Source organism: Cupriavidus sp. WKF15 (assembly GCF_029278605.1).
In the GTDB taxonomy this organism is placed as follows: domain Bacteria; phylum Pseudomonadota; class Gammaproteobacteria; order Burkholderiales; family Burkholderiaceae; genus Cupriavidus.
Map to the genome: position 1 here is coordinate 2,979,050 of NZ_CP119572.1, position 22,813 is coordinate 3,001,862.

Here is a 22,813-nt window from a genome sequence, read left to right on the forward strand (position 1 = left end):
CCGCCCTGCCCGATTACTTCTTGTCGTTGACTTCCTTGAACTCGGCGTCGACCACGTTATCGTCCTGCGGCTGGGCCTGCTGGGCACCGGCGCCAGCGGCACCCGCCGCGCCCTGCTCACCGGCCTTGGCCTGCATGTCGGCGTAGACCTTCTCGCCCAGCTTCTGGCTGACTTCCGACAGCGCAGCGACCTTGGCGTCGATCTGGGCCTTGTCGCCGCCGCGTGCGGCGTCTTCCAGTTCCTTGATCGCAGCTTCGATCTTTTCCTTCTCGCCGCCGTCCAGCTTGTCGCCGTACTCGGTCAGCGCCTTCTTGGTCGAGTGGATCAGCGCGTCGGCCTGGTTGCGGGCGTCAGCCAGCTCGCGGGCCTTCTTGTCTTCCTCGGCGTTGGCCTCGGCGTCCTTCACCATGCGCTGGATCTCGTCTTCCGACAGGCCCGAATTCGCCTTGATGGTGATCCGGTTTTCCTTGCCGGACGCCTTGTCCTTGGCGCCCACGTGCAGGATGCCGTTGGCGTCGATGTCGAACGACACCTCGATCTGCGGCGTGCCGCGCGGTGCCGGCGGAATGCCCTCGAGGTTGAACTCGCCCAGCAGCTTGTTGCCGGTCGCCATTTCACGCTCGCCCTGGTACACCTTGATGGTCACGGCCGGCTGGTTGTCGTCGGCGGTCGAGAACACCTGCGCATGCTTGGTCGGGATGGTGGTGTTCTTGGTGATCATCTTGGTCATCACGCCGCCCAGGGTCTCGATCCCCAGCGACAGCGGCGTCACGTCCAGCAGCAGCACGTCCTTGCGGTCGCCCGACAGCACCGAACCCTGGATCGCGGCGCCGACGGCCACGGCTTCGTCCGGGTTCACGTCCTTGCGCGCTTCCTTGCCGAAGAGCTCCTTGACCTGTTCCTGCACCTTGGGCATGCGGGTCATGCCGCCGACCAGGATCACGTCGTCGATGTCGCTGATCTTGACGCCCGCATCCTTGATCGCGGTGCGGCACGGCTCGATGGTGCGCGTGATCAGCTCTTCCACCAGGGATTCGAGCTTGGCGCGGGTCATCTTCAGGTTCAGGTGCTTCGGACCCGAGGCATCGGCCGTGATGTACGGCAGGTTGATCTCGGTCTGCTGCGAGCTCGACAGTTCGATCTTGGCCTTTTCAGCGGCTTCCTTCAGGCGCTGCAGCGCCAGCACGTCCTTCGACAGGTCGACGCCCTGGTCCTTCTTGAACTCGGCGATGATGTAGTCGATGATGCGCTGGTCGAAGTCTTCACCGCCCAGGAAGGTGTCGCCGTTGGTCGACAGCACTTCGAACTGCTTCTCGCCGTCCACGTCCGCGATCTCGATGATCGAGATGTCGAAGGTGCCGCCGCCGAGGTCATACACGGCGATCTTGCGGTCGCCCTTCTCGTTCTTGTCCATGCCGAACGCCAGCGCGGCCGCGGTCGGCTCGTTGATGATGCGCTTGACGTCCAGGCCCGCGATGCGGCCGGCGTCCTTGGTGGCCTGGCGCTGCGAGTCATTGAAGTACGCGGGCACCGTGATCACGGCCTCGGTCACCGGCTCGCCCAGGTAGTCCTCGGCGGTCTTCTTCATCTTGCGCAGCACTTCGGCCGACACCTGCGGCGGCGCCAGCTTCTGGTCGCGCACGCCCACCCATGCGTCGCCGTTGTCGGCCTTGACGATGGAATACGGCATCAGGCCGATGTCCTTCTGGACTTCCTTCTCTTCGAACTTGCGGCCGATCAGGCGCTTGACGGCATACAGCGTATTGCGCGGATTGGTCACGGCCTGGCGCTTGGCCGGGGCACCGACCAGGATCTCGCCGTCTTCCATGTAGGCGATGATCGACGGGGTGGTGCGAGCACCTTCCGAATTTTCGATGACCTTGGGCGTGTTGCCTTCCAGGATCGACACGCAGCTATTGGTGGTACCGAGGTCGATACCGATGATCTTACCCATTTATTCTCTCCTATTGAGCCATCGCTATCCGCGCGGCTGCAATTCAACCTGAGTGCGAAATGTGGCCGTCCGGGGCCATTTCAAGGGCGGAACCTGCAAATCCGAGTAATTTTCTCGGTTACTGCCGTCCGATCAATCGCGCGCCCGCTCCCGTCCTTGAGCAATACACGCCACGCTGCCGTCGCAAACGATCTGCGGCAGCAAAAAGCAAATCATCAATCACTTTTGTCTCTGATATTCGCCGTATCGCGCCCGCGCTGCCAGAGCACATCATTCCCGCCGCCGACGCGGTTGAGTACCCGGGCCAGCACGAACATCAGGTCGGACAGCCGGTTCAGGTACTGGCGCGGTGCTTCATTGAGCGCCTCCGTGGCGCCAAGCGCGACCAGCGCGCGCTCGGCGCGCCGGCAGACGGTGCGGCAGACATGGGCCAGCGCGGCGGCCCGGCTGCCGCCCGGCAGGATGAATTCGGCCAGGCGCGGCAGCCCGGCATTGTAGTGGTCCAGCCAGGCGTCGAGCTGGGCCACCTGTTCGGGCTTGAGCAAGGTGTAGCCAGGGATGGAGAGTTCGCCACCCAGGTCGAACAGGTCATGCTGGATATGCAGCAGCGCATCGCGCACGTCGGCCGGCAAGGCTTCGGTGAGCAGCACGCCGATCTGCGAATTGAGTTCGTCCACGTCGCCGATGGCGGCGATGCGCAGGCTGTCCTTGCCCGTGCGGCTGCCGTCGCCGAGGCCGGTGGTGCCGGCATCGCCGGTGCGGGTGGCAATCTTGGACAGGCGGTGGCCCATGCCGGTCTCCTCTGGAAGTCTTGGGGATGGCGCGCATTATGGCGTGCTTTGCCTCCCGCGCGAACGGATCGCGCCCCCGAGGGAATCCCGATCGTTCCGGCCATGCGCGGGGGTGCATCAGGCGCCGCGCGGCGTAGAATGGCAGCATTCCCCCAATCAACAACCGGGTCGCGCCCCTTCCGCCGCCGACACCCGCCGACGGTTCCGGAAGCCTGGCGCACGCCGCAGCGACCCGCCGGAGACCCTGCATGAACCACCCCACGCCGCCCGCCGCCCTGGCACGCCGCCCCTTGCCGCCCGCCCTGCTTGATGCGCTGCAGGCACGCTTCGGCGCCCGCTTCTCGACCTCCGCCGGCGTCTGCGAGCACCATGGCCGCGACGAATCGCCATTCCCGCCGGCGCTGCCGGACGGCGTCGTGTTCGCCCACAGCACCGAAGAAGTCGCCGAGGTCGCGCGCCTGTGCAACGCGCACGGCGTGCCGCTGATCGCCTACGGCGCGGGCTCTTCGCTGGAAGGGCACCTGCTGGCGGTGGCCGGCGGCATCAGCCTGGACCTGTCGCAGATGAACCAGGTGCTGGCGATCCAGCCGGAAGACCTGACCGTGACCGTGCAGCCGGGCGTCACGCGCAAGCAGCTCAACCAGGAGATCAAGGACACGGGCCTGTTCTTCCCGATCGACCCGGGCGCCGACGCGTCGCTGGGCGGCATGTGCGCCACGCGCGCCTCCGGGACCAATGCGGTGCGCTACGGCACCATGCGCGAAAATGTGCTGGCGCTGACCGTGGTGACCGCCGACGGCCGCGTGATCCGCACCGGCACGCATGCGCGCAAGTCGTCGGCAGGCTATGACCTGACGCGCCTGTTCGTGGGCAGCGAGGGGACGCTGGGCATCATCACCGAAGTGACCGTGCGCCTGTACCCGCAGCCTGAGGCGATTTCCGCTGCGGTCTGCGCGTTCCCGAGCATGAGCAGCGCGGTGCAGGCCGTGATCCAGACCATCCAGCTCGGCGTGCCGATCGCGCGCGTGGAGTTCGTCGATGCGCTGGCGATCCGCGCCATCAACCGGCACGACAACCTGACGCTGCCGGAAATGCCGCACCTGTTCTTCGAGTTCCACGGCACCGAGGCCGGCGTGCGCGAGCAGGCCGAGACCGTGCAGCAGATCACCGCCGAGCACGGCGGCCAGGATTTCGAATGGGCCACGCGGCCCGAGGACCGCAGCCGGCTGTGGAATGCGCGCCATACCGCCTACTTCGCCATGCTGCAGCTCAAGCCCGGCTGCCGCGCGGTGACCACCGACGTGTGCGTGCCGATCTCGCGCCTGGCCGACTGCGTGGCCGAGACCGAGCAGGACCTGATCGCCTCGTCGCTGCCGTGCCCGATCGTCGGCCATGTCGGCGACGGCAATTTCCACGTGGCGATCCTGGTCGACCCGGACAAGCCGGAGGAAATGGCCGAGGCCGAGGACATCAACCGCCGCATCGTCGAGCGCGCGCTGTCGATGGGCGGCACCTGCACCGGCGAGCACGGCGTGGGCCTGCACAAGATGGATTTCCTGGTGCGCGAGCATGGCGAGGACGCACTGGACCTGATGCGCGTGATCAAGCAAGCGCTCGATCCCAACGGCATCCTGAACCCGGGCAAGATCTTCCGCTCCGTGCGCGGCGCGGCCAGCTGAGCGGGATGGCGTCGATGTTCAACCGCGTCCCGCCGCTGCACCTGCTGGTGGCCTTCGAAGCCGCGGCGCGCCTGGGCAGTTTCGCGCGCGCGGCCGAAGAGCTGTCGGTCACGCCCAGCGCGGTGTCGCACCGCATCAAGAACCTGGAAGAGCTCTGGGGCGAAGACCTGTTCGTGCGCTCCAACGCCGCGCTGCGCCTGACCGCGGCCGGCACGCGCTACCTGCGCAACGTGCAGGACGCGCTCAAGTCGCTCAACGAACTCGCGCGGCCCGAGTACAACAAGCTGCGCACGCGCCTGCGCGTGGCGATCCCGCCGACGTTCGGGCGCCAGCACCTGGTGCCGCGCCTGCCCGAGTTCGGCGCGCTGTACCCGCATGTCGACCTCGAGCTGCACCTGGCCATCCCGTTCCTCGATGTGAAGGCAGAGGACACCGATGTCGAGATCCGCTACGGCACCGGCCGCTATCCGGACCTGAAGACGACCAAGCTGCTGGTCGAACCGGTGTTCCCGGCCTGCGGGCGCGAGTACTACGAGCGCGTCAACGGCCGCGCCATCACCAGGCCCGAGCACCTGCACGGGCTGGTACTGCTGCGCAGCCCGCTGGAGCCCTGGAAACCGTGGTTCGAGACCGCCGGTCTGGACTGGCCCGAGCCGCAGACCGGCCCGCAGTTCAACGATATCGGCCTGATGCTGGAAGCGATCGCCTCCAACCAGGGCGTGGCGCTGGTGCGCCAGCGCATGGCGCGGCACTGGCTGTCGCTGGGGCAGATGGTGCGGCTGCTCGACGTCGAATCGGTCTCGCCGCACGGCTACTACATCGTCGAGCGCGAACAGGCGCCGCTCAAGCCCGAGGCGCGCTACTTCGTCGACTGGCTGTTGAGCCTGGACTGGTAAGGAAGAAAGGAAGGGTTTCGTGCGTTTCGTGCGTTTCGTGCGTTTCAGGCTGGAGCCCGACGCTGTACATTGCGCCGCACTTCCACGACAAGGTCGACATGGTGTACCGGTTGCCGCCGCGTCAGCCGCCTGAACCGGCGCGGCGCGGCCTTTGCTGCACGCGCCGCCCGGTGCTACGCTGCCACTGCAGGCCGCCCGGGCGGCGCAGAACGCGCCGGCATGATGAGCATTTTTGATCGGCCTGCCGCGCCGAATTCACGTACTGCGGCGAGCCGGGGCGCAAGCGCTGCGCTATAGTCACCCGTCCCCTCCCGGCCATATGCAGACCATCTGCCGGCCTCGCCGACAGGCCCCCACAGGAGTTGCCATGAATGCCCCGCACGAAGCCCCACTGAGCGCCAGCCCTGGCAGCACCGGCGCCGACGACGGCCGCCGCAGCGCGCTGCTGGCGGGCCTGGCGCAGATCCTGCCCGACGCGGCGCTGCTGTGGAAGCCGGAAGACACCGTCCCCTATGAATGCGATGGCCTGGCCGCCTACCGCCAGGTACCGATGGCCGTGGCCCTGCCCGATACCGAGGAGCAGGTCTGCGCGATCCTGCGCCTGTGCCACAAGCTGGGCGTGCCCGTGGTGCCGCGCGGCGCGGGCACGAGCCTGTCCGGCGGCGCGATGCCGATCGCCGAAGGCCTGGTGCTATCGCTGGCCAAGTTCAAGCGCATCCTGAAGGTGGACCCGCACGCGCGCACCGCCGTGGTCCAGCCCGGCGTTCGCAACCTGGCCATCTCGGACGCGGCCGCGCCCCACAACCTGTACTACGCGCCGGACCCGTCGTCGCAGATCGCCTGCACCATCGGCGGCAACGTCAGCGAGAACTCCGGCGGCGTGCACTGCCTGAAGTACGGCCTGACCGTGCATAACGTGCTGCGCGTGCGCGCGGTGACGATGGAAGGCGAGGTCGTGGTGTTCGGCTCGGAAGCCCCGGACGCACCGGGCCTGGACCTGCTCGCCGCGATGATCGGCTCCGAAGGCATGCTGGCCGTGGTGACCGAAGTCACCGTGCGGCTGATCCCCAAACCGCAGCTCGCGCAGGTGATCATGGCCTGCTTCGACGATGTGGAGAAAGGCGGCAACGCGGTGGCCGCGGTGATCGCGGCCGGCATCATTCCGGCCGGGCTCGAGATGATGGACAAGCCCGCCACCGCCGCGGTGGAAGAATTCGTGCACGCCGGCTACGACCTCGACGCGGCCGCCATCCTGCTGTGCGAGTCCGACGGCACGCCCGAGGAAGTGGCCGAGGAAATCGAGCGCATGAGCGCGGTGCTGACCGCCTCGGGCTGCACGCGCATCGTGGTGTCGCAGAACGAGGCCGAGCGCCTGCGCTTCTGGAGCGGGCGCAAGAATGCGTTCCCGGCGGCCGGCCGGATCTCGCCCGACTACTACTGCATGGACGGCACCATCCCGCGCAAGCACATCGGCACGCTGCTGCGGCGCATCGAGGAAATGGAGCGCAAGTACGCGCTGCGCTGCATCAACGTGTTCCATGCCGGCGATGGCAATATGCATCCGCTGATCCTGTTCGATGGCGCGGACCAGGACGAATGGCACCGTGCCGAGCTGTTCGGCGCGGACATCCTGGAAGCCTGCGTGGAACTGGGCGGCACGGTCACCGGCGAACACGGCGTGGGCGTCGAGAAGCTCAACTCGATGTGCGTGCAGTTCTCGCGCGCCGAGTGCGAAGCCTTCTTCGGCGTCAAGGCCGCGTTCGACCCGGCGCGCCTGCTCAATCCGGACAAGGCCATCCCCACGCTCGCGCGCTGCGCCGAATACGGCAAGATGCACGTGAAGAAGGGCCTGCTGCCCCACCCGGACCTGCCGCGCTTCTGACCGGCGCGATCCAGCCATGCCGCGCCAGACCAACGAAATGCTGCGCCAGCGCCTGGGCCACCCCGAGGTACCCGGCGGCAGCGGCGGCAGGCGCCGCAAAGATGCCTGACACCGCGACACGACCCAGCACAAGAAACGGACCCACATGCAAGCCACTCTCGACTCCTTCCGCGATGCCGTGCGGCATGCCACCGAGACGCGCACGCCGCTGCGTTTGCGCGGCGGCGGCAGCAAGGACTTCTACGGCCAGGCCATGGACGGCCAGCTGCTGGATACGCGCGCGTATCGCGGCATCGTCGAATACGATCCGGCCGAGCTGGTCATCACCGCGCGCTGCGGCACGCCGCTGGCCGAGATCGAGGCCGCGCTGGCGGAAAAGCGCCAGATGCTGGCGTTCGAGCCGCCGCACTTCGCAGCCTCTGGCCAGCCCAGCACCGCGACCTTCGGCGGCGCCGTGGCCGCCGGCTTGTCGGGTCCGCGCCGGCAATCGGCCGGCGCGCTGCGCGACTTCGTGCTGGGCGCGCAGATGATGGATGGCAATGGCGAGGTGCTGAGCTTCGGCGGCCAGGTGATGAAGAACGTCGCCGGCTATGACGTGTCGCGGCTGCTCGCGGGCTCGCTCGGCACGCTCGGGCTGATCCTGGAAGTTTCGGTCAAGGTGCTGCCGGCCCCGTTCGGCGACGCCACGCTGCACTTCGCAATGAGCCAGGCCGAGGCTATCGACCGCCTGAACCAGTGGGGTGGCCAGCCGTTGCCGATCGCGGCATCGGCCTGGCATGAAGGCCTGCTGCACGTGCGGCTGTCGGGCGCCACCGCCGCTGTGCGCGCGGCGCGCGCCAGGCTTGGCGGCGAAGCCGTCGCGCAGGAAGAAGGCGTCGCGTTCTGGCAGTCGCTGCGCGAGCAGACGCATGCGTTCTTCACCCCCGCCCTGCAGGGCCGTACGCTGTGGCGCCTGGCGGTGCCACCGACGACGGCGCCGCTGGACCTGCCGGGGACCCAGCTGGTCGAGTGGGGCGGCGGCCAGCGCTGGTGGCTGCCCGACGCCGGCCCGGACGGCAACCATGCCGGACTGGTGCGCGGCATCGCACAGGCCGCCGGCGGACATGCCACGCTGTTCCGCAACGGCGACAAGTCGGTCGGCGTGTTCACGCCGCTGGCCTCCCCGCTGGCCGCGATCCACACGCGGCTGAAGGCCAGCTTCGATCCGGCCGGCATCTTCAACCCGCAGCGCATGTACCCCGGCCTCTGAGCCGCGCGCCCCGTTCAACGCCAAGGCAACCACACCCCACACCATGCAAACGACCCTGGCCGATTTTCTCCGCAATACGCCCGAAGGCGAGGAAGCCAAGTCCATCGTCGGCAAATGCGTGCACTGCGGCTTCTGCACCGCCACCTGCCCGACCTACCAGCTGCTTGGCGACGAACTAGACGGCCCGCGCGGGCGCATCTACCTGATGAAGCAGGTGCTGGAAGGCAATGCCGTCAGTGAAAGCACGCGGCTGCACCTGGACCGCTGCCTGACCTGCCGCAACTGCGAATCGACCTGCCCGTCGGGCGTGCGCTACGGGCGGCTGGTGGACATCGGCCGGCAGGTGGTGGACGACCAGCTCGAGGCACGCGGCATCCGCCGCCCCGCGCGCGAACGCGTGACGCGCTGGGTGCTGCGCGAAGGCCTGACGCGTCCGGCGCTGTTCGGCACCGCGCTGAAGCTCGGGCAGATGATGCGACCGATGCTGCCGGCCACGCTGCGCAACAAGGTGCCGGAACTCGGCAAGACCGCCGGGCCCGGCCAGTGGCCGCGCACCGCGCATGCGCGCAAGATGCTGTTGCTCGACGGCTGCGTGCAGCCCGCGATGTCGCCCAACATCAATGCCGCGACGGCGCGCGTGTTCGACCGTGTCGGCGTACAACTGGTGGTGGCGCAAGAAGCCGGCTGTTGTGGCGCCATCCGCTTCCACACCGGCGACCACGGCGGCGGCCTCGACAATATGCGCCGCAATATCGATGCGTGGTGGCCGCACATCGAAGCCGGCGCCGAAGCGATCGTCATGACCGCTTCGGGCTGCGGCGCGATGGTGAAGGACTACGGCCACCTGCTGCGCAACGACCCGAAGTACGCCGAGCGCGCACGCCGCGTCTCGGCGCTCACGCGGGACCTGTCGGAGATCCTGCCGGACTTTGCCGATGCGCTGCATGCGCGCGCCGGCGCGGTGCCGCGCGACGGCCGCCGCGTGGCCTACCACCCGCCGTGCACGCTGCAGCACGGCCAGCAGATCCACGGCAAGGTCGAAGCGCTCTTGACCGGCCTCGGCGTGGAAGTCAAACTCTGCGCTGACAGCCACCTGTGCTGCGGCTCGGCGGGCACGTATTCGGTGCTGCAGCCGGAACTGGCCTACCGCCTGCGCGACGACAAGCTCGCCAAACTGGAGGCCACCCAGCCGGAAGCCATCGTCTCTGCCAATATCGGCTGCATCTCCCACCTGCAGGGCGGCACCGAAACGCCGGTCATGCACTGGATCGAACTGGTGGACAAGATGCTGGGCTGAGCCGCTCCGGACGGGGCGGTGTGGTTGTCGTCCCTCTCCCATCGGGAGAGGGAGAAACAGTACAAGCCAAGACGCCCCATGCTCCAGACCTTTGCCATCCTCCTGGTATTCCAATCCGTCGGCGAGGTGATCAGCTACGCGCTGCACCTGCCGGTGCCCGGCCCCGTGCTGGGCATGATCATGCTGTTCGGCTGGCTGGTCTTCGACGACCGCCTGCTGCCCATCATCCAGGGCACCACCAGCGAACTGCTCAAGCACCTGTCGCTGCTGTTCGTGCCGGCCGGCGTCGGCATCATGGTCCACGCCAGCCGCATCGAAGGCGAATGGCTGCCGATCCTGATCGCGCTGGTAGTCTCGACGTGGCTGGCCATCGCCACCACCGCCGTGGTCACGCGCATGCTGATGCGCAAGCCCAAGGAACCGGCGCCGCAGGCAGCCGGCGCCGCGGACAACAGCGGAGAATAGGCATGATGACGCCCCGCCTCAACGAGATCTGGGTCTACCTCGCCGCGAGCCCGCTGGTCGGCCTGACCGCCACGCTGCTTGCCTATGTGTTCGCGTTCCGCATCTATGAGCGCTCGCGCTTCTCGCCGCTTGCCAACCCGGTGATGATCGCCGTCGCGCTGCTGGTGACCGTCCTGACCGTCACCGGCACGCCATACAAGACCTATTTCGACGGCGCGCAGTTCGTGCACTTCCTGCTCGGCCCCGCCACCGTGGCGCTCGCCGTGCCGCTCTACCTGCAACTGCCCAAGCTGCGCACGCACGTATTCCCGCTGCTGGTCGGGCTGGTGGCCGGGTCGCTGGTGGCCGTAGTGTCGGCCGTCGGCATCGCATGGTTGCTCGGCGCCTCGCGCGAGACCGTGCTGTCGCTCGCGCCCAAGTCGGTGACGATCCCGATCGCGATGGGCGTGGCCGAGAAGATCGGCGGACTGCCGTCGCTGACCGCGGTGCTGGTGATGGCCACCGGCATCATCGGCGCCGTGAGCGCGACCAGCGTGCTGAACCTGCTGCGCATCCGCGACTACACCGTGCGCGGATTCGCCACCGGCGTGGCGGCGCACGGCATCGGTACCGCGCGCGCATTTCAGGTGAACCAGGAAGCCGGCGCCTTCGCCGCTCTCGGCATGGGCCTGAACGGCGTGCTGACGGCCATCATGGTGCCAGTGCTGGCAGCGTGGATGCCGCACTGATCCTGCTGCCACGCTCCTGACAGGACGCTGTCAGGAGCCCCCGCGCAAGATGCGGACTCCTTTCCCCGTGACCCAGGAGTCCATCATGAGCAATGGCCTGATCAACTGGCTGGAGATCCCCGTTGTCGATATGAAGCGTGCGATCCACTTCTACGAGCAGGTATTCGAAACGACGCTCAGGCGCGAAACCATGAGCCAGGTCGACATGGCGGTGTTCCCGAACCCCGACCCGGGCGGCGCGCTGGTGGCCGGTGAAGACTACCGGCCCAGCCAGCACTATGGCACGCTGCCCTACCTGCATGCCCCGGGGCTCGACGCGCTGCTGCAGCGCGTCGCCCATGCGGGCGGCAAGACCGTGTTTGGCCCGCTGCAGCTGCCTGGCGACATCGGCCGCATCGCGCATATCGCCGACAGCGAGGGCAACCGCATCGGCCTGCATGAGCCGTTCACGGGCTGAACCGGAGGGCATGTGAGCCGCCGCGCCGACCGCCTGTTCCAGATCGTCCAGGTCCTGCGCGGCCGCCGCCTGACCACGGCGGCGCTGCTCGCGCAGCGGCTCGGCGTGTCCGAACGCACCGTCTACCGTGACATCCAGGCACTGTCGCTGTCGGGCGTGCCGGTCGAGGGCGAGGCCGGCATCGGCTACCGCCTGCGCGCCGATTTCGATGTACCGCCGCTGATGTTCACCGCTCTGGAAGTCGAAGCGCTGGTGGCCGGCCTGCGCCTGCTCAAGGCCTGGGGCGGCGGCGCGCTGGCGGCCGCGGCCGACCCCGCGCTGGAAAAGCTGATGGCCGCGCTGCCGCCGCCGCGCCGGCTGGCCGCGCAGCAAAGCCGCGTGTTCGCGCCGGAGTATGTCAACCGCGCGCAGGTGCGCGAGGCCTTCGACGTCGTGCACGGCGCGCTGGGCGCACAGAAGCTGCTGCTGCTCGACTATTGCGATGCGGAACAGCGCATCACGGAGCGCGTGGTGCAGCCGCTGGGATTGTTCTTCTGGGGCAATGCGTGGCTGCTGGCCGCATGGTGCACGACGCGCACCGACTACCGCAGCTTCCGCCTGGACCGCTGCCGCGAAATCCGCATGCTCGACGACCGTTTCCACGAAACGCCGGACCGCTCGCTCAATGGCTTCCTGCGCGCGGTACGGGCCAGCGGAACGTAAGCTTCACGCGCCGGGATCGGCGATCAGCGTCTCGATGTCCGCGCGGATCTCTTCCGGCTTGGTCATCGACCCGTAGCGCTTGTAGACCGTGCCATCGCGGCGCAGCAGGAACTTGGTGAAATTCCACTTGATCGCCTGCGTGCCGAGCACGCCGCGCTTCTCGCTGGTCAGCCACTGGTACAGCGGGTGGGCATCGGCGCCGTTCACGTCGATCTTGGCGAACATCGGGAACGTGACGCCAAAGCGCGATTCGCAGAACTGGCCGATCTGCTGCGCGTCGCCGGGCTCCTGCTTGCCGAACTGGTTGCAGGGGAAACCCAGCACCTCAAGTCCGCGCGGGGCATAGGCGTCATGCAGCGCCTGCAGGCCTGCGTACTGCGGCGTAAAGCCGCATTCACTGGCAGTGTTGACGATCAGCAGCACCTTGCCGCGGAACTGCGACAGCGGCACTGGCTGGCCAGCAAGGGACTTGGCTTCGAACTGGTAGACATTGCTCATGGCGGACTTGGCTCCTGGATCGGACACGGGCGGACGCGCGCGGATCAGATCACGTTCAGGTGCTCGGTACCGGCACCGAGGTCGGTATCCTTGCTGGCGGCGCTGTGCAGCTTGATCATCAGCCGCAGGTCATTGAGCGAATCGGCATTGCGCAGCGCGTCCTCATACGTGATCTTGCCGCTTTCGTGCAGGTCGAACAATGCCTGGTCGAAGGAAATCATGCCCTGCTCGCGCGATTTCTTGATCACTTCCTTGAGTTCGTGGATCTCGCCCTTGAAGATCAGGTCGGCCACCAGCGGCGTGCCGATCATGATTTCCACGGCCGGCACGCGCCCCTTGCGGCCCGCGCGCGGCAGCAGGCGCTGGGAGACCATGGCCTTCAGGTTCAGCGACAGGTCGATCAGCAGCTGCTGGCGCTTTTCCTCGGGGAAGAAGTTGACGATGCGGTCGATGGCCTGGTTGGCGTTGTTGGCGTGCAGCGTGGCCAGGCACAGGTGGCCGGTCTCCGCGTACTGCATCGCGTATTCCATGGTCTCGCGGTCGCGGATTTCGCCGATCAGGATCACGTCGGGCGCCTGGCGCAGCGTGTTCTTCAGCGCGATATGCCAGGACTCGGTGTCGATGCCGACCTCGCGCTGCGTGACCACGCAGTTCTGGTGCGCATGCACGTATTCGATCGGGTCCTCGATGGTGATGATGTGGCCGTAGGAATTCGCGTTGCGGTGGTCCAGCATGGCCGCGAGCGTGGTCGACTTGCCCGAGCCCGTGGCGCCGGTCACGATCACCAGGCCGCGCTTGGACATGACAATCTCATGCAGCGTCGGCGGCAGGTCCAGGTCCGCCACCGACGGGATGCGCGTGTTGATGGTCCGCACCACCATGCCGGCCTTGCCCTGCTGGATAAATGCCGAGACGCGAAAGCGCCCGGCCTTGGGCACCGAGATGGCGAAGTTGCACTCGCGGCTGTCGTCGAACTCCTTGACCTGGCGCTCGTTCATGATCGAGCGCACCAGGCCCAGCGCCTGCGTCGGATTGAGCGGCTGCTGCGAGACCGGCGTGACCTTGCCGTCGACCTTGATGGCGGGCGGGAAGTCCGAGGTGATGAACAGGTCCGACCCGCGGTTGCTCACCATGAGCTCGAGCAGGTCGTTGATGTACTTGGCGGCGGATTCGCGGTCGAGCATGGCGTGGTCCTGCGAAGAAGAGGCCGCTCCGGTGGCGCGGCCGGAGGGCGAGGCGCGGGCCTCAGCCCATGAAGGCGTCGGGGTTCTTGGCAATGGCCCGTGCGTCGCTGTAGCTGATCATGCTGCGCTTGATCAGGTCCGACAGGCACTGGTCCAGGGTCTGCATGCCCAGCCCGCTGCTGGTCTGCATCATCGAGTACATCTGCGCGATCTTGTTCTCGCGGATCAGGTGGCGAATCGCGGGCGTGGCGATCATGATCTCGTGCGCGGCGGTGCGGCCGTTGCCGTCACGCGTCTTCAGCAGCGTCTGCGAGATCACGGCCTCCAGCGATTCGGACAGCATGGTGCGCACCATGTCCTTCTCTTCGGGCGGGAACACGTCGACCACACGGTCGATGGTCTTGGCCGCGGAGCTGGTGTGCAGCGTGCCGAAAACCAGGTGGCCGGTTTCCGCCGCCGTCAGCGCCAGGCGGATGGTTTCCAGGTCGCGCAACTCGCCCACCAGGATCACGTCCGGGTCTTCACGCAGCGCGGAGCGCAACGCATTGGCGAACGAGTGCGTGTGCGGACCCAGCTCGCGCTGGTTGATCAGGCTCTTCTTGGAGTTGTGGACGAATTCGATCGGGTCCTCGACCGTAAGGATGTGACCCATGTCGTTTTCGTTGCGGTGGTCCACCATTGCCGCCAGCGTGGTGGACTTGCCCGAGCCGGTCGGCCCGGTCACCAGCACCAGGCCGCGTGGCTTCATGCACAGGTCGGCGAATACCGCCGGCGCGCGCAGTTCTTCGAGCGTGAGAACCTTGGAGGGAATCGTACGGAATACCGCGGCCGCGCCGCGCTGCGTGTTGTAGGCGTTGACCCGGAAACGCGACAGGCCGGCGATTTCAAACGAGAAATCGATTTCCAGCCGCTCTTCGTAGCTCTTGCGCTGGGAGTCGCTCATGATGTCGTACACCATGGCGTGGACATCCTTGTGCGCCATGTGGGCGACGTTGATGCGCCGCATGTCGCCGTGAATACGCACCATCGGCGGCATGTCCGCCGAGAGGTGTAGATCGGACGCCTTGTTCTTGACTGCGAAAGCCAATAGCTGCGCGATGTCCATCTATAATGACCCCACCCGATTAATTGTTAGTACTTTTCGTACTTCTTTTTACTTCTTCTATATGTCCGCCGGATTATGTCTGTAATTGCCGCCAACTTGCAAGCTGTGCACCGCGGCATCGCGGCGGCGGCACAACAAGCCGGACGAGTCCCGGAAGACGTGGCCTTGCTGGCCGTTTCCAAGACCGTTGCACCCGGCATTGTGCGCGAGGCAATCGAGGCCGGGCAGCGCGCTTTTGGCGAAAATTACGTGCAGGAAGGCGTGGAGAAGATCGTTGCGCTGGCCGACCTGCGCAGCCAGGTCGCGTGGCATTTCATCGGGCCGCTGCAAAGCAACAAGACACGGCTGGTGGCCGAGCATTTCGACTGGGTGCATGCGGTTGACCGGCTCAAGACCGCGCAGCGGCTGTCGGCGCAGCGTCCGGCCGGCATGGCGCCGCTGCAGGTCTGCATCCAGGTGAATATCAGCGACGAAGCCAGCAAGAGCGGCGTCGCGCCTGAAGACGTGCCGGAACTGGCCCGCGCCGTCGCCGTCCTGCCCGGTCTTCGCCTGCGCGGACTGATGGCGATTCCCGAGCCCGCGAGCGACCCCGCCGCGCAGCGCCGGCCGTTTGCGGCGATGCGCGGACTGTTGCAGTCGCTGCAAGCGGCGGGCCTGCCGCTGGACACGCTGTCGATGGGCATGTCCGGCGACATGGATGCCGCCATCGCGGAAGGCGCGACCATCGTGCGCATCGGCACGGCCATCTTCGGCGCGCGCGCGTGAGCGCCGCGACTGCATTCCCCCTCTCCCATTCCAGCCAGAGACTGACATGCTCGATACCCTGACCTTCGGCTTCCTTGGTGGCGGCAATATGGCCACCGCCCTGATCGGCGGCCTGATCGCGCGCGGCGTGCCCGCCGCCTCGATCCGCGTGGTCGATCCGTTCCCCGATGCACAGCAGCGCCTGGCGCGCGACCTGGGCGTGCACACGTCCGGCGCGCCGGATGCGGCCTTCGGCGCGTCCGACGTGCTGGTGCTGGCGGTCAAGCCGCAGCAGTTCCGCGAAGCCGCGGCCAGCCTGCTGCCGTACCTGCCCGCAAGCGGCGCCGGCAACCTTGTGATCAGCGTGGCCGCCGGCATCCGCCTGCAGGACATGCAGCGCTGGCTCGGCGGCCGCACGCGGCTGGTCCGGGCGATGCCCAATACGCCGGCGTTGTCGGGCATGGGCATGACGGGACTGGCTTCACCAACTGGGCTGTCGGCGCAGGACCGCGCCATTGCCACCGCAGTGGCCGAAGCCGTGGGCAAGTGCGCGTGGGTCGAGGGCGACGACCAGATCGATGCCGTTACGGCCATTTCGGGCAGCGGCCCGGCTTATGTGTTCTTCTTCATCGAAGCGATGGAACGCGCCGCCACCGAACTCGGCCTGAGCGCGCAGCAAGGACGGGAACTGGCCGTACAGACCTTCCTCGGCGCCGCCACGCTGGCCGGCCAGTCGCCGGAAGCGGTGTCCACATTGCGCGAACGGGTGACGTCCAAGGGCGGTACGACCTATGCAGCGCTGACGGCCATGCAAAGCGCCGGCATCGCTGACGCGTTCGTGCGCGCCATGCATGCGGCGGCGGCACGCGGGAAGGAAATGGGGGAAGAGTTCGGGAAGGATTGAGCGGGCGGCGTGGTTAGCGGCGTTCTGCCAACGCCGCCTGCCATTTCGCAGGCTTGCTCCCCTCTCCCATGCATGGGAGAGGGGAGGAACATTAGCGGATCGCGTACGCCAACGCGGTCCCCGCGAACACACACGCTCCAAGCCAGTTGTTATGGCGGAACGCCGCAAAGCACCGCATACGGTCGCGGTCACGGATCAGCGTGTAGTGATAGCCCGCGCAAACCGCAGCGGCAGCCAGGCCCACCCAATACGGCCACCCCAGCGACAGCATCACGCCGGCCCACGCCATCAGCGCCAGGAAGGCCGCATAGCAAACCATGATCGCAGCCACATCGAAACGGCCGAACGTGATGGCCGAGGTCTTGATGCCGATCAGCAGGTCATCGTCGCGATCGACCATGGCATAGGCCGTGTCATAGGCGATAGCCCAGAACACATTGCCCAGCAGCATCACCCACGCCACCAGCGGCACCTGGGCCTGCACGGCAGCAAACGCCATCGGAATGCCGAAACCAAAAGCGATACCCAGGTAGGCCTGCGGAATCGCGAAAAAGCGCTTGAAGAACGGATAGGTGCCAGCGACCACCGCGGCCACTACGGCCAGCCACTTGGTCAGGCTGTTGAGCGGCAAGATCAGCGCGAATGCAAGCAGCGCCAGCACCGCCGCCACTGCCAGCGCTTCCCATGCCGCAATCCTGCCAGCCGTCAGCGGCCGTTCCCTCGTGCGCTTGACGTGCTTGTCGAAGTCCCGGTCGGCATAGTCGTTGATCGCGCAGCCCGCGGAGCGCATCAGGAACGTGCCGGCAAAGAAGATGCAGAACACGCTCAGGGCCGGCGGGCCGCCAGCCGCCATCCACAGCGCCCACAGCGTGGGCCACAGCAGCAGCAGCGTGCCGATGGGCTTGTCGATGCGCACCAGGCGCGCATAGAGGGCAAGGCGTTCAGACATGGGAGCTCGGGGACAGGAAAGCAGCACGGCAGCAGCGGGGGCAGGAGTCATCGGAGGGGCACGGGTTCAGCGCACAGCGAGGCACTGAGCGAAAACGCGCCGCAGCCAGGACGGTTGCGGCGCGTCGTGCCGGCATGGCAGTCAGGCGACGATCAGGCCAGCATCGAGCGCAGCATCCACGCGGTCTTTTCGTGCGTCTGCATGCGCTGGGTCAGCAGGTCGGCCGACGGCTCGTCGCTGGCGGCGTCGACCAGCGGGAAGATCGAGCGTGCGGTGCGCACCACGGCCTCCTGGCCTTCGACCAGTTTGCGGATCATCTCGGTGGCTTCCGGCACGCCGTCTTCTTCCTGGATCGACGACAGGCGCGCATATTCCTTGTAGGTGCCCGGCGCCGGGTAGCCCAGCGCGCGGATGCGCTCCGCGATGGAATCCACGGCCAGCGCCAGTTCGTTGTACTGCGTCTCGAACATCAGATGCAGCGTGTTGAACATGGGGCCCGTCACGTTCCAGTGGAAGTTATGGGTCTTGAGGTAGAGGGTGTAGGTGTCGGCCAGCAGCTTGGACAGGCCTTCGGCGATCTTCTTGCGGTCCTTGTCGGAGATGCCGATGTTCACGCTCATCTCATTCTTCTTTGCCATGGTAAGTACGCTCCATTCTGGGAAAGCACGAGGATTGCCACACGGCTGGGCCGGACCTGGCCGGGCGGCATAGCCCCGACATTATTGCATTACCCTGCAAGCCCGGACAAACCCGGAGCGAGCCCGGCAACCGGGACGGCAGCGCAAAGGACCACCGCAATCCCTCCCCACAGCTGCCACGACTCGTCGAACCATGCAAAAGGGCCGCTCATGGCGGCCCCCGATTCACGGCATGCACGAAGCGGTCAGGCCGCCTCGGCCAGCTCCTTGGCATCGAGCTTGCGCACGCCCGGCAGCTCGCACGCGGCCACGGCGCTGGCCAGCGCCTCCATGGCAGGCAGGCGGGTAAAGCTCTTGCGCCAGGCCAGCACCACGCGGCGGTCCGGCACCGGGTCGGCGAACGGCACGTAGGCCAGCATATCGCCCTTGGCCTTCATGTCCGGCACCGACGTGCGAGGCAGCACGGTAATGCCGACGCCGCTGGCGACCATATGCCGGATCGTTTCGAGCGACGAACCTTCAAACGTCTTCTGGATGCCGTCCGATGCCTGCGAGAAGCGCGACAGCTCCGGGCAGACACCGAGCACATGGTCGCGGAAGCAATGGCCGCTGCCGAGCAGCAGCATGGTCTGCCGCTTCAGCTCGTCCGGATCGACATGGCTGGCTTCGGCGAGCTGGTGCCCGCGCGGCACCGCCACGACAAAGGGCTCGTCATAGAGCGGCCGCACCGTGAGGCCCGAATCGGCGAACGGCTCGGCCATGATGGCGCAGTCGATCTCGCCCTGCTTGAGCAGCTCGATCAGCTTGACCGTGTAGTTCTCCTGCAGCATCAGCGGCATCTGCGGCACGGCGCCGATCATCTGCTTGACCAGCGACGGCAGCAGGTAGGGCCCGATGGTGTAGATCACGCCCACGCGCAGCGGGCCGGCCAGCGGGTCCTTGCCCTGCTTGGCGATCTCGCGGATGGCCATGGTCTGTTCGAGCACGCGCTGGGCCTGGGCCACGATCTGCTCGCCCACCGAGGTCACGGAGACCTCCGAGGTGCCGCGCTCGAAGATCTGCACGTTGAGTTCGTCTTCCAGCTTCTTGATCGCCACCGACAAGGTGGGCTGCGACACGAAGCAGGCCTCGGCAGCACGGCCGAAATGGCGCTCCCGCGCCACGGCGACGATGTACTTCAGTTCGGTGAGCGTCATGACTAATCAATTTGCGGTAGGCGATAGATTTTACCTTCGATTCCGGAATCTGTCAGATCGCCGCGTGAATGCGGCGCATAGGGCACCAAACGAAGATCGCCCTGCTGGTCAGGCTTTCAGGTAGTGCTCGCGGCCACCCAGCCAACGCGACAGATGGGCCTCCACGGCCTCCGGAAATTGCGTCAGCATGAGCTGCGCGGCTTCCTGCGCGTACTCGACCAGCCACGCGTCGGTGTTCAGGTCGGCAAAACGCAGCATGGCTTCGCCCGACTGGCGCGCGCCGAGGAATTCGCCGGGTCCGCGGATCTCCAGATCGCGCCGCGCGATCTCGAAGCCGTCGGTGGTCTCGCGCATGGTGGCCAGCCGTTCGCGCGCGGTGGGCGATAGCGGCGCCTGGTACATCAGCAGGCAGACCGACTCGGCGGTGCCCCGCCCCACCCGGCCGCGCAACTGGTGAAGCTGTGCCAGGCCAAAGCGCTCGGCATGTTCGATCACCATCAGCGAGGCATTGGGCACGTCCACGCCCACTTCGATCACCGTAGTGGCCACCAGCACCTGCAGGCGGTTGGCGCTGAAGTCGTCCATCACGGACGCCTTCTCGGCCGGCGGCAGGCGGCCGTGGACCAGGCCGACGCGCAGGTCCGGCAACGCGGCAACCAGCGTTTCATAGGTCTCCACGGCAGTCTGGAGCTGCAGCGCCTCGCTTTCCTCGATCAGCGGGCAGACCCAGTAGACCTGCCGGCCCTCGGCTGCCGCATGGTGGATGCGCCCGATCACCTCGTCGCGGCGCTCGTCGTTGACCAGGCGCGTGACGATCGGCGTGCGGCCCGGCGGCAGTTCGTCGATCACCGATACATCGAGGTCCGCGTAATAGGTCATGGCCAGCGTGCGCGGGATCGGCGTGGCCGACATCATGAGCTGGTGCGGGACCGTATCCGGCGCGGGCTGGGCGGGCTCCGCGCCGCGTGCCTTGCCGCGCAGCGCCAGGCGCTGCGCCACGCCGAAGCGATGCTGCTCGTCCACCACCGACAGGCCCAGCCGCGCGAAGCGCACAGTGTCCTGGATCAGCGCATGCGTGCCGATGGCAAGCCGGGCCTCGCCCGATTCCACGCGCGCCACGGCCTCGCGCTTTTCGCGTGCCTTGAGGCTGCCGGCCAGCCACACCACCGGCACGCCGAGCGGCTCCAGCCACGCCGACAGCTTGCGGTAGTGCTGCTCGGCCAGGATTTCGGTCGGCGCCATGATCGCGGCCTGGTAGCCGGCGTCGATGGCCTGGCACGCGGCCAGCGCCGCCACGATGGTCTTGCCGCTGCCCACATCGCCCTGCAGCAGCCGGTGCATCGGATGCTGCGCGGTCATGTCGGCCGCGATCTCCTCGACCACGCGCTGCTGCGCGCCGGTCAGGCGGAACGGCAGCGCCGCCAGGAACCGCGTCAGCAGGCCGCCATCATGCCGGGGCATCGATGGCGCATTCTTCTCGCGCCGGGCCTCATGCGCGCGCCGCAACGAGATCTGCTGGGCCAGCAGTTCGTCGAACTTGATGCGCTGCCAGGCCGGATGCGAGCGGTCGGCCAGCGCCGCCTCGCTCTCCTGCGGCGGCGGCGTATGCAGCAGGCGCAGGCATTCGGCGAGCGGGCGCAGCTTCAGCTTCGCGAGCGGGCCCTTCAGCACGGCCGCTGGCAGCGTCTCGGGCATGGGCGTGCGCGACAGCGCGCCGGAGATCGCCTTGCGCAGGTAGGCCTGCGAAATGCCGGCCGTGGCCGGGTAGACCGGCGTGAGGCGGTCCGGCAAGGGCTCGTCGGGCACCACCGGGCGCACCGTCGGGTGCACCATCTCGGCACCGAAGAAGCCGCCGCGCACTTCGCCGCGCACGCGCAGGCGCACGCCTTCCTCCATCTGCTTGGTCTGGCTGCCGTAGAAATTCAGGAAGCGCAGCGTCAGTTCGCCGCTGTCGTCGGCGATCTTCACGACAAGCTGCCGGCGCGGGCGGAAGGTGACCTCGTTGGAAATGACCTCGCCCTCGACCTGCGCGGGCTGGCCGAGCCCGGCGCGGCGGATCGCTTCGGCGATCGGCATCAGCGTGGTCTCGTCCTCGTAGCGCATCGGCAGGTGCAGCACCAGGTCGACGCTGCGCCGCAGGCCCATCTTGGCCAGCCGCGCGACCGCGGACGATGGCTTGCCGTCCTTGCCCGCGGCCTTGCCCGCCGCGTTGCCTTTTGCGGACGGCGCTGAGTCAGGGGCTTCGGCTTTGTCCTGGGTCGGTTCGGTGGCGGTTCCGGGCATCGGCAGTCGGGCAGGCGGGGAAATAAGGGGTATCACACAGGGCCGGGCGGCGCCTGGCGCCCAAGCCTTACAATATCGGATTCGCCGATTGTACCTATCCCGGTTGCCGCCTCTGGTGGCGCCAAGCCGGGGCCTTGCCGTTTCTCCATGTTGACGCTGTCCGATTTCGATTTCCCGCTGCCGCCCGAACTGATTGCACAGAGCGCCCTGCCCGACCGCAGCGCCAGCCGGCTGCTGGTGGTCGAGCGCCTGGCACCGGGCGAGCAGCCGGATGCCATCCGCATGGTCGACCGCGCCTTCAGCGACATCATCGAATACCTCCGCCCCGAAGACCTGCTGGTCTTCAATGACACGCGCGTGATCAAGGCGCGCTTCTTCGGCCACAAGCCCAGCGGCGGCAAGATCGAAGTGCTGGTCGAGCGCGTGCTCGATACGCACACCGTGCTGGCCCAGGTGCGCGCGTCCAAGACGCCCGCGGAGGGTAGCAAGCTGCACCTGGCCGAGGACGCCTTTGCCGTCACTGTGGGCCCGCGCGTCGACCAGTTCTTCACGCTGCGCTTCCCGGCACCGGCGCTGGACCTGATCGAGCAATATGGCCGCCTGCCGCTGCCGCCCTACATCACGCACGATCCGGACGCCTACGACGAAACCCGCTACCAGACCGTCTACGCGCGCAACCCCGGCGCCGTGGCCGCACCAACCGCCGGCCTGCATTTCGACGATGCGTTGTTTGCGCGGCTCGACGCCGCCGGCGTGCGCCGCGCGTTCCTGACGCTGCACGTGGGCGCCGGCACCTTCCAGCCCGTGCGCACCGAGAATATCGCCGAACACAAGATGCACTCGGAGTGGTACGCGATTTCGCCGGAACTGGCCGCGGCCGTGCGCGAAACGCGCGCGCGCGGCGGCCGCGTCATTGCCGTGGGCACGACCTCGCTGCGCGCGCTGGAGTCCGCCGCGAATGCCGATGGCACGCTGGACGCCGGCAGCGGCGACACCGACATCTTTATTACGCCTGGCTACCAGTTCCGGCTGGTCGATGCCCTGATCACCAACTTCCACCTGCCCAAGTCGACGCTGCTGATGCTGGTGTCGGCGCTGGCCGGCGTGCAAGCCATTCGCGCCGCCTACCGCCACGCGGTCAAGGCGCGCTACCGTTTCTTCAGCTACGGCGACGCGATGTTCCTGACCCGCCAGTGATCACCGCAGACCAGC

The 22,813-nt window shown here is 67.3% G+C and carries 21 protein-coding genes; 12 read left to right on the top strand and 9 right to left on the bottom strand.

Annotation, left to right across the window (positions count from 1 at the left end):
- Positions 1-13: 13 nt before the first annotated feature.
- Positions 14-1,954 carry a molecular chaperone DnaK gene (gene dnaK / locus CupriaWKF_RS13815; protein ID WP_276098413.1) on the bottom strand — a complete coding sequence of 647 codons (1,941 nt, stop codon included), beginning with the start codon at positions 1,952-1,954 and terminating at the stop codon, positions 14-16.
- Positions 1,955-2,169: 215 nt separating this feature from the next.
- Complete coding sequence (locus CupriaWKF_RS13820; protein ID WP_276098414.1) at positions 2,170-2,745, bottom strand: cob(I)yrinic acid a,c-diamide adenosyltransferase; 576 nt, start codon at positions 2,743-2,745, stop codon at positions 2,170-2,172.
- 248 nt (positions 2,746-2,993) lie between these two features.
- On the opposite strand from CupriaWKF_RS13820, the gene CupriaWKF_RS13825 reads away from it, so the two are divergent.
- From CupriaWKF_RS13825 to CupriaWKF_RS13865, 9 genes are all read left to right on the top strand, one after another.
- Entirely contained in the window at positions 2,994-4,424 is a 1,431-nt protein-coding gene (locus CupriaWKF_RS13825; RefSeq protein ID WP_276098415.1) for an FAD-linked oxidase C-terminal domain-containing protein, read from the top strand.
- Between the two features lie 5 nt (positions 4,425-4,429).
- Complete coding sequence (locus CupriaWKF_RS13830; RefSeq protein WP_276098416.1) at positions 4,430-5,320, top strand: LysR substrate-binding domain-containing protein; 891 nt, start codon at positions 4,430-4,432, stop codon at positions 5,318-5,320.
- 367 nt (positions 5,321-5,687) lie between these two features.
- Entirely contained in the window at positions 5,688-7,202 is a 1,515-nt protein-coding gene (locus CupriaWKF_RS13835) for an FAD-linked oxidase C-terminal domain-containing protein (protein ID WP_276098417.1), read from the top strand.
- Positions 7,203-7,347: 145 nt separating this feature from the next.
- Entirely contained in the window at positions 7,348-8,451 is a 1,104-nt protein-coding gene (gene glcE, locus CupriaWKF_RS13840) for a glycolate oxidase subunit GlcE (RefSeq protein ID WP_276098418.1), read from the top strand.
- Between the two features lie 43 nt (positions 8,452-8,494).
- The gene (gene glcF / locus CupriaWKF_RS13845; RefSeq protein ID WP_276098419.1) at positions 8,495-9,748 is read left to right on the top strand and encodes a glycolate oxidase subunit GlcF; all 1,254 of its coding nucleotides are present in this window, start codon (positions 8,495-8,497) and stop codon (positions 9,746-9,748) included.
- A gap of 78 nt (positions 9,749-9,826) precedes the next feature.
- Positions 9,827-10,213, top strand: a complete 387-nt coding sequence (locus CupriaWKF_RS13850) for a CidA/LrgA family protein (protein WP_276098420.1) — start codon at positions 9,827-9,829, stop codon at positions 10,211-10,213.
- Between the two features lie 2 nt (positions 10,214-10,215).
- Positions 10,216-10,941: an LrgB family protein gene (locus tag CupriaWKF_RS13855; RefSeq protein ID WP_211945709.1), complete on the top strand. Its 726-nt coding sequence runs from the start codon at positions 10,216-10,218 to the stop codon at positions 10,939-10,941.
- An 85-nt stretch (positions 10,942-11,026) separates the two neighbouring features.
- Positions 11,027-11,398: a VOC family protein gene (locus tag CupriaWKF_RS13860; RefSeq protein ID WP_276098421.1), complete on the top strand. Its 372-nt coding sequence runs from the start codon at positions 11,027-11,029 to the stop codon at positions 11,396-11,398.
- A 12-nt stretch (positions 11,399-11,410) separates the two neighbouring features.
- A complete protein-coding gene (locus CupriaWKF_RS13865; protein ID WP_276098422.1) occupies positions 11,411-12,100 on the top strand; it encodes a YafY family protein in 690 nt (229 codons plus the stop codon).
- A 3-nt stretch (positions 12,101-12,103) separates the two neighbouring features.
- Here the strand turns inward: CupriaWKF_RS13865 and CupriaWKF_RS13870 are convergent, their stop codons facing one another.
- The 3 genes from CupriaWKF_RS13870 to CupriaWKF_RS13880 form a co-directional block, all read right to left on the bottom strand.
- Entirely contained in the window at positions 12,104-12,598 is a 495-nt protein-coding gene (locus CupriaWKF_RS13870; RefSeq protein WP_276098423.1) for a glutathione peroxidase, read from the bottom strand.
- A 44-nt stretch (positions 12,599-12,642) separates the two neighbouring features.
- Positions 12,643-13,782 (bottom strand): PilT/PilU family type 4a pilus ATPase, encoded by a 1,140-nt coding sequence (locus tag CupriaWKF_RS13875; protein WP_276098424.1) that lies wholly within the window; start codon positions 13,780-13,782, stop codon positions 12,643-12,645.
- Positions 13,783-13,843: 61 nt separating this feature from the next.
- Entirely contained in the window at positions 13,844-14,887 is a 1,044-nt protein-coding gene (locus CupriaWKF_RS13880; RefSeq protein WP_276098425.1) for a type IV pilus twitching motility protein PilT, read from the bottom strand.
- Positions 14,888-14,962: 75 nt separating this feature from the next.
- On the opposite strand from CupriaWKF_RS13880, the gene CupriaWKF_RS13885 reads away from it, so the two are divergent.
- Positions 14,963-15,652, top strand: a complete 690-nt coding sequence (locus CupriaWKF_RS13885; RefSeq protein ID WP_276098426.1) for a YggS family pyridoxal phosphate-dependent enzyme — start codon at positions 14,963-14,965, stop codon at positions 15,650-15,652.
- Positions 15,653-15,698: 46 nt separating this feature from the next.
- Entirely contained in the window at positions 15,699-16,535 is an 837-nt protein-coding gene (proC, locus tag CupriaWKF_RS13890) for a pyrroline-5-carboxylate reductase (protein ID WP_276098427.1), read from the top strand.
- Positions 16,536-16,626: 91 nt separating this feature from the next.
- Here the strand turns inward: proC and ubiA are convergent, their stop codons facing one another.
- From ubiA to recG, 4 genes are all read right to left on the bottom strand, one after another.
- Entirely contained in the window at positions 16,627-17,484 is an 858-nt protein-coding gene (gene ubiA, locus CupriaWKF_RS13895; protein ID WP_276098428.1) for a 4-hydroxybenzoate octaprenyltransferase, read from the bottom strand.
- A gap of 152 nt (positions 17,485-17,636) precedes the next feature.
- Positions 17,637-18,122, bottom strand: coding sequence for a Dps family protein (locus CupriaWKF_RS13900; protein ID WP_276098429.1), 486 nt, complete (start codon positions 18,120-18,122; stop codon positions 17,637-17,639).
- A 245-nt stretch (positions 18,123-18,367) separates the two neighbouring features.
- Positions 18,368-19,318, bottom strand: a complete 951-nt coding sequence (locus tag CupriaWKF_RS13905; RefSeq protein ID WP_276098430.1) for a LysR substrate-binding domain-containing protein — start codon at positions 19,316-19,318, stop codon at positions 18,368-18,370.
- A 108-nt stretch (positions 19,319-19,426) separates the two neighbouring features.
- Positions 19,427-21,601, bottom strand: a complete 2,175-nt coding sequence (gene recG / locus CupriaWKF_RS13910) for an ATP-dependent DNA helicase RecG (protein WP_276098431.1) — start codon at positions 21,599-21,601, stop codon at positions 19,427-19,429.
- 147 nt (positions 21,602-21,748) lie between these two features.
- Here recG and queA point away from each other — a divergent pair, with 147 nt between their 5' ends.
- Positions 21,749-22,798: a tRNA preQ1(34) S-adenosylmethionine ribosyltransferase-isomerase QueA gene (queA, locus tag CupriaWKF_RS13915; protein WP_276098432.1), complete on the top strand. Its 1,050-nt coding sequence runs from the start codon at positions 21,749-21,751 to the stop codon at positions 22,796-22,798.
- Positions 22,799-22,813 lie beyond the last annotated feature (15 nt).

Bases quoted from the DNA above. Each gene is read 5' to 3' on its own strand.
- dnaK (WP_276098413.1), bottom strand. From the start codon at position 1,954: ATGGGTAAGATCATCGGTATCGACCTCGGTACCACCAATAGCTGCGTG.
- CupriaWKF_RS13820 (WP_276098414.1), bottom strand. From the start codon at position 2,745: ATGGGCCACCGCCTGTCCAAGATTGCCACCCGCACCGGCGATGCCGGC.
- CupriaWKF_RS13825 (WP_276098415.1), top strand. From the start codon at position 2,994: ATGAACCACCCCACGCCGCCCGCCGCCCTGGCACGCCGCCCCTTGCCG.
- CupriaWKF_RS13830 (WP_276098416.1), top strand. From the start codon at position 4,430: ATGGCGTCGATGTTCAACCGCGTCCCGCCGCTGCACCTGCTGGTGGCC.
- CupriaWKF_RS13835 (WP_276098417.1), top strand. From the start codon at position 5,688: ATGAATGCCCCGCACGAAGCCCCACTGAGCGCCAGCCCTGGCAGCACC.
- glcE (WP_276098418.1), top strand. From the start codon at position 7,348: ATGCAAGCCACTCTCGACTCCTTCCGCGATGCCGTGCGGCATGCCACC.
- glcF (WP_276098419.1), top strand. From the start codon at position 8,495: ATGCAAACGACCCTGGCCGATTTTCTCCGCAATACGCCCGAAGGCGAG.
- CupriaWKF_RS13850 (WP_276098420.1), top strand. From the start codon at position 9,827: ATGCTCCAGACCTTTGCCATCCTCCTGGTATTCCAATCCGTCGGCGAG.
- CupriaWKF_RS13855 (WP_211945709.1), top strand. From the start codon at position 10,216: ATGATGACGCCCCGCCTCAACGAGATCTGGGTCTACCTCGCCGCGAGC.
- CupriaWKF_RS13860 (WP_276098421.1), top strand. From the start codon at position 11,027: ATGAGCAATGGCCTGATCAACTGGCTGGAGATCCCCGTTGTCGATATG.
- CupriaWKF_RS13870 (WP_276098423.1), bottom strand. From the start codon at position 12,598: ATGAGCAATGTCTACCAGTTCGAAGCCAAGTCCCTTGCTGGCCAGCCA.
- CupriaWKF_RS13875 (WP_276098424.1), bottom strand. From the start codon at position 13,782: ATGCTCGACCGCGAATCCGCCGCCAAGTACATCAACGACCTGCTCGAG.
- CupriaWKF_RS13880 (WP_276098425.1), bottom strand. From the start codon at position 14,887: ATGGACATCGCGCAGCTATTGGCTTTCGCAGTCAAGAACAAGGCGTCC.
- CupriaWKF_RS13885 (WP_276098426.1), top strand. From the start codon at position 14,963: ATGTCTGTAATTGCCGCCAACTTGCAAGCTGTGCACCGCGGCATCGCG.
- proC (WP_276098427.1), top strand. From the start codon at position 15,699: ATGCTCGATACCCTGACCTTCGGCTTCCTTGGTGGCGGCAATATGGCC.
- ubiA (WP_276098428.1), bottom strand. From the start codon at position 17,484: ATGTCTGAACGCCTTGCCCTCTATGCGCGCCTGGTGCGCATCGACAAG.
- CupriaWKF_RS13900 (WP_276098429.1), bottom strand. From the start codon at position 18,122: ATGGCAAAGAAGAATGAGATGAGCGTGAACATCGGCATCTCCGACAAG.
- CupriaWKF_RS13905 (WP_276098430.1), bottom strand. From the start codon at position 19,318: ATGACGCTCACCGAACTGAAGTACATCGTCGCCGTGGCGCGGGAGCGC.
- recG (WP_276098431.1), bottom strand. From the start codon at position 21,601: ATGCCCGGAACCGCCACCGAACCGACCCAGGACAAAGCCGAAGCCCCT.
- queA (WP_276098432.1), top strand. From the start codon at position 21,749: ATGTTGACGCTGTCCGATTTCGATTTCCCGCTGCCGCCCGAACTGATT.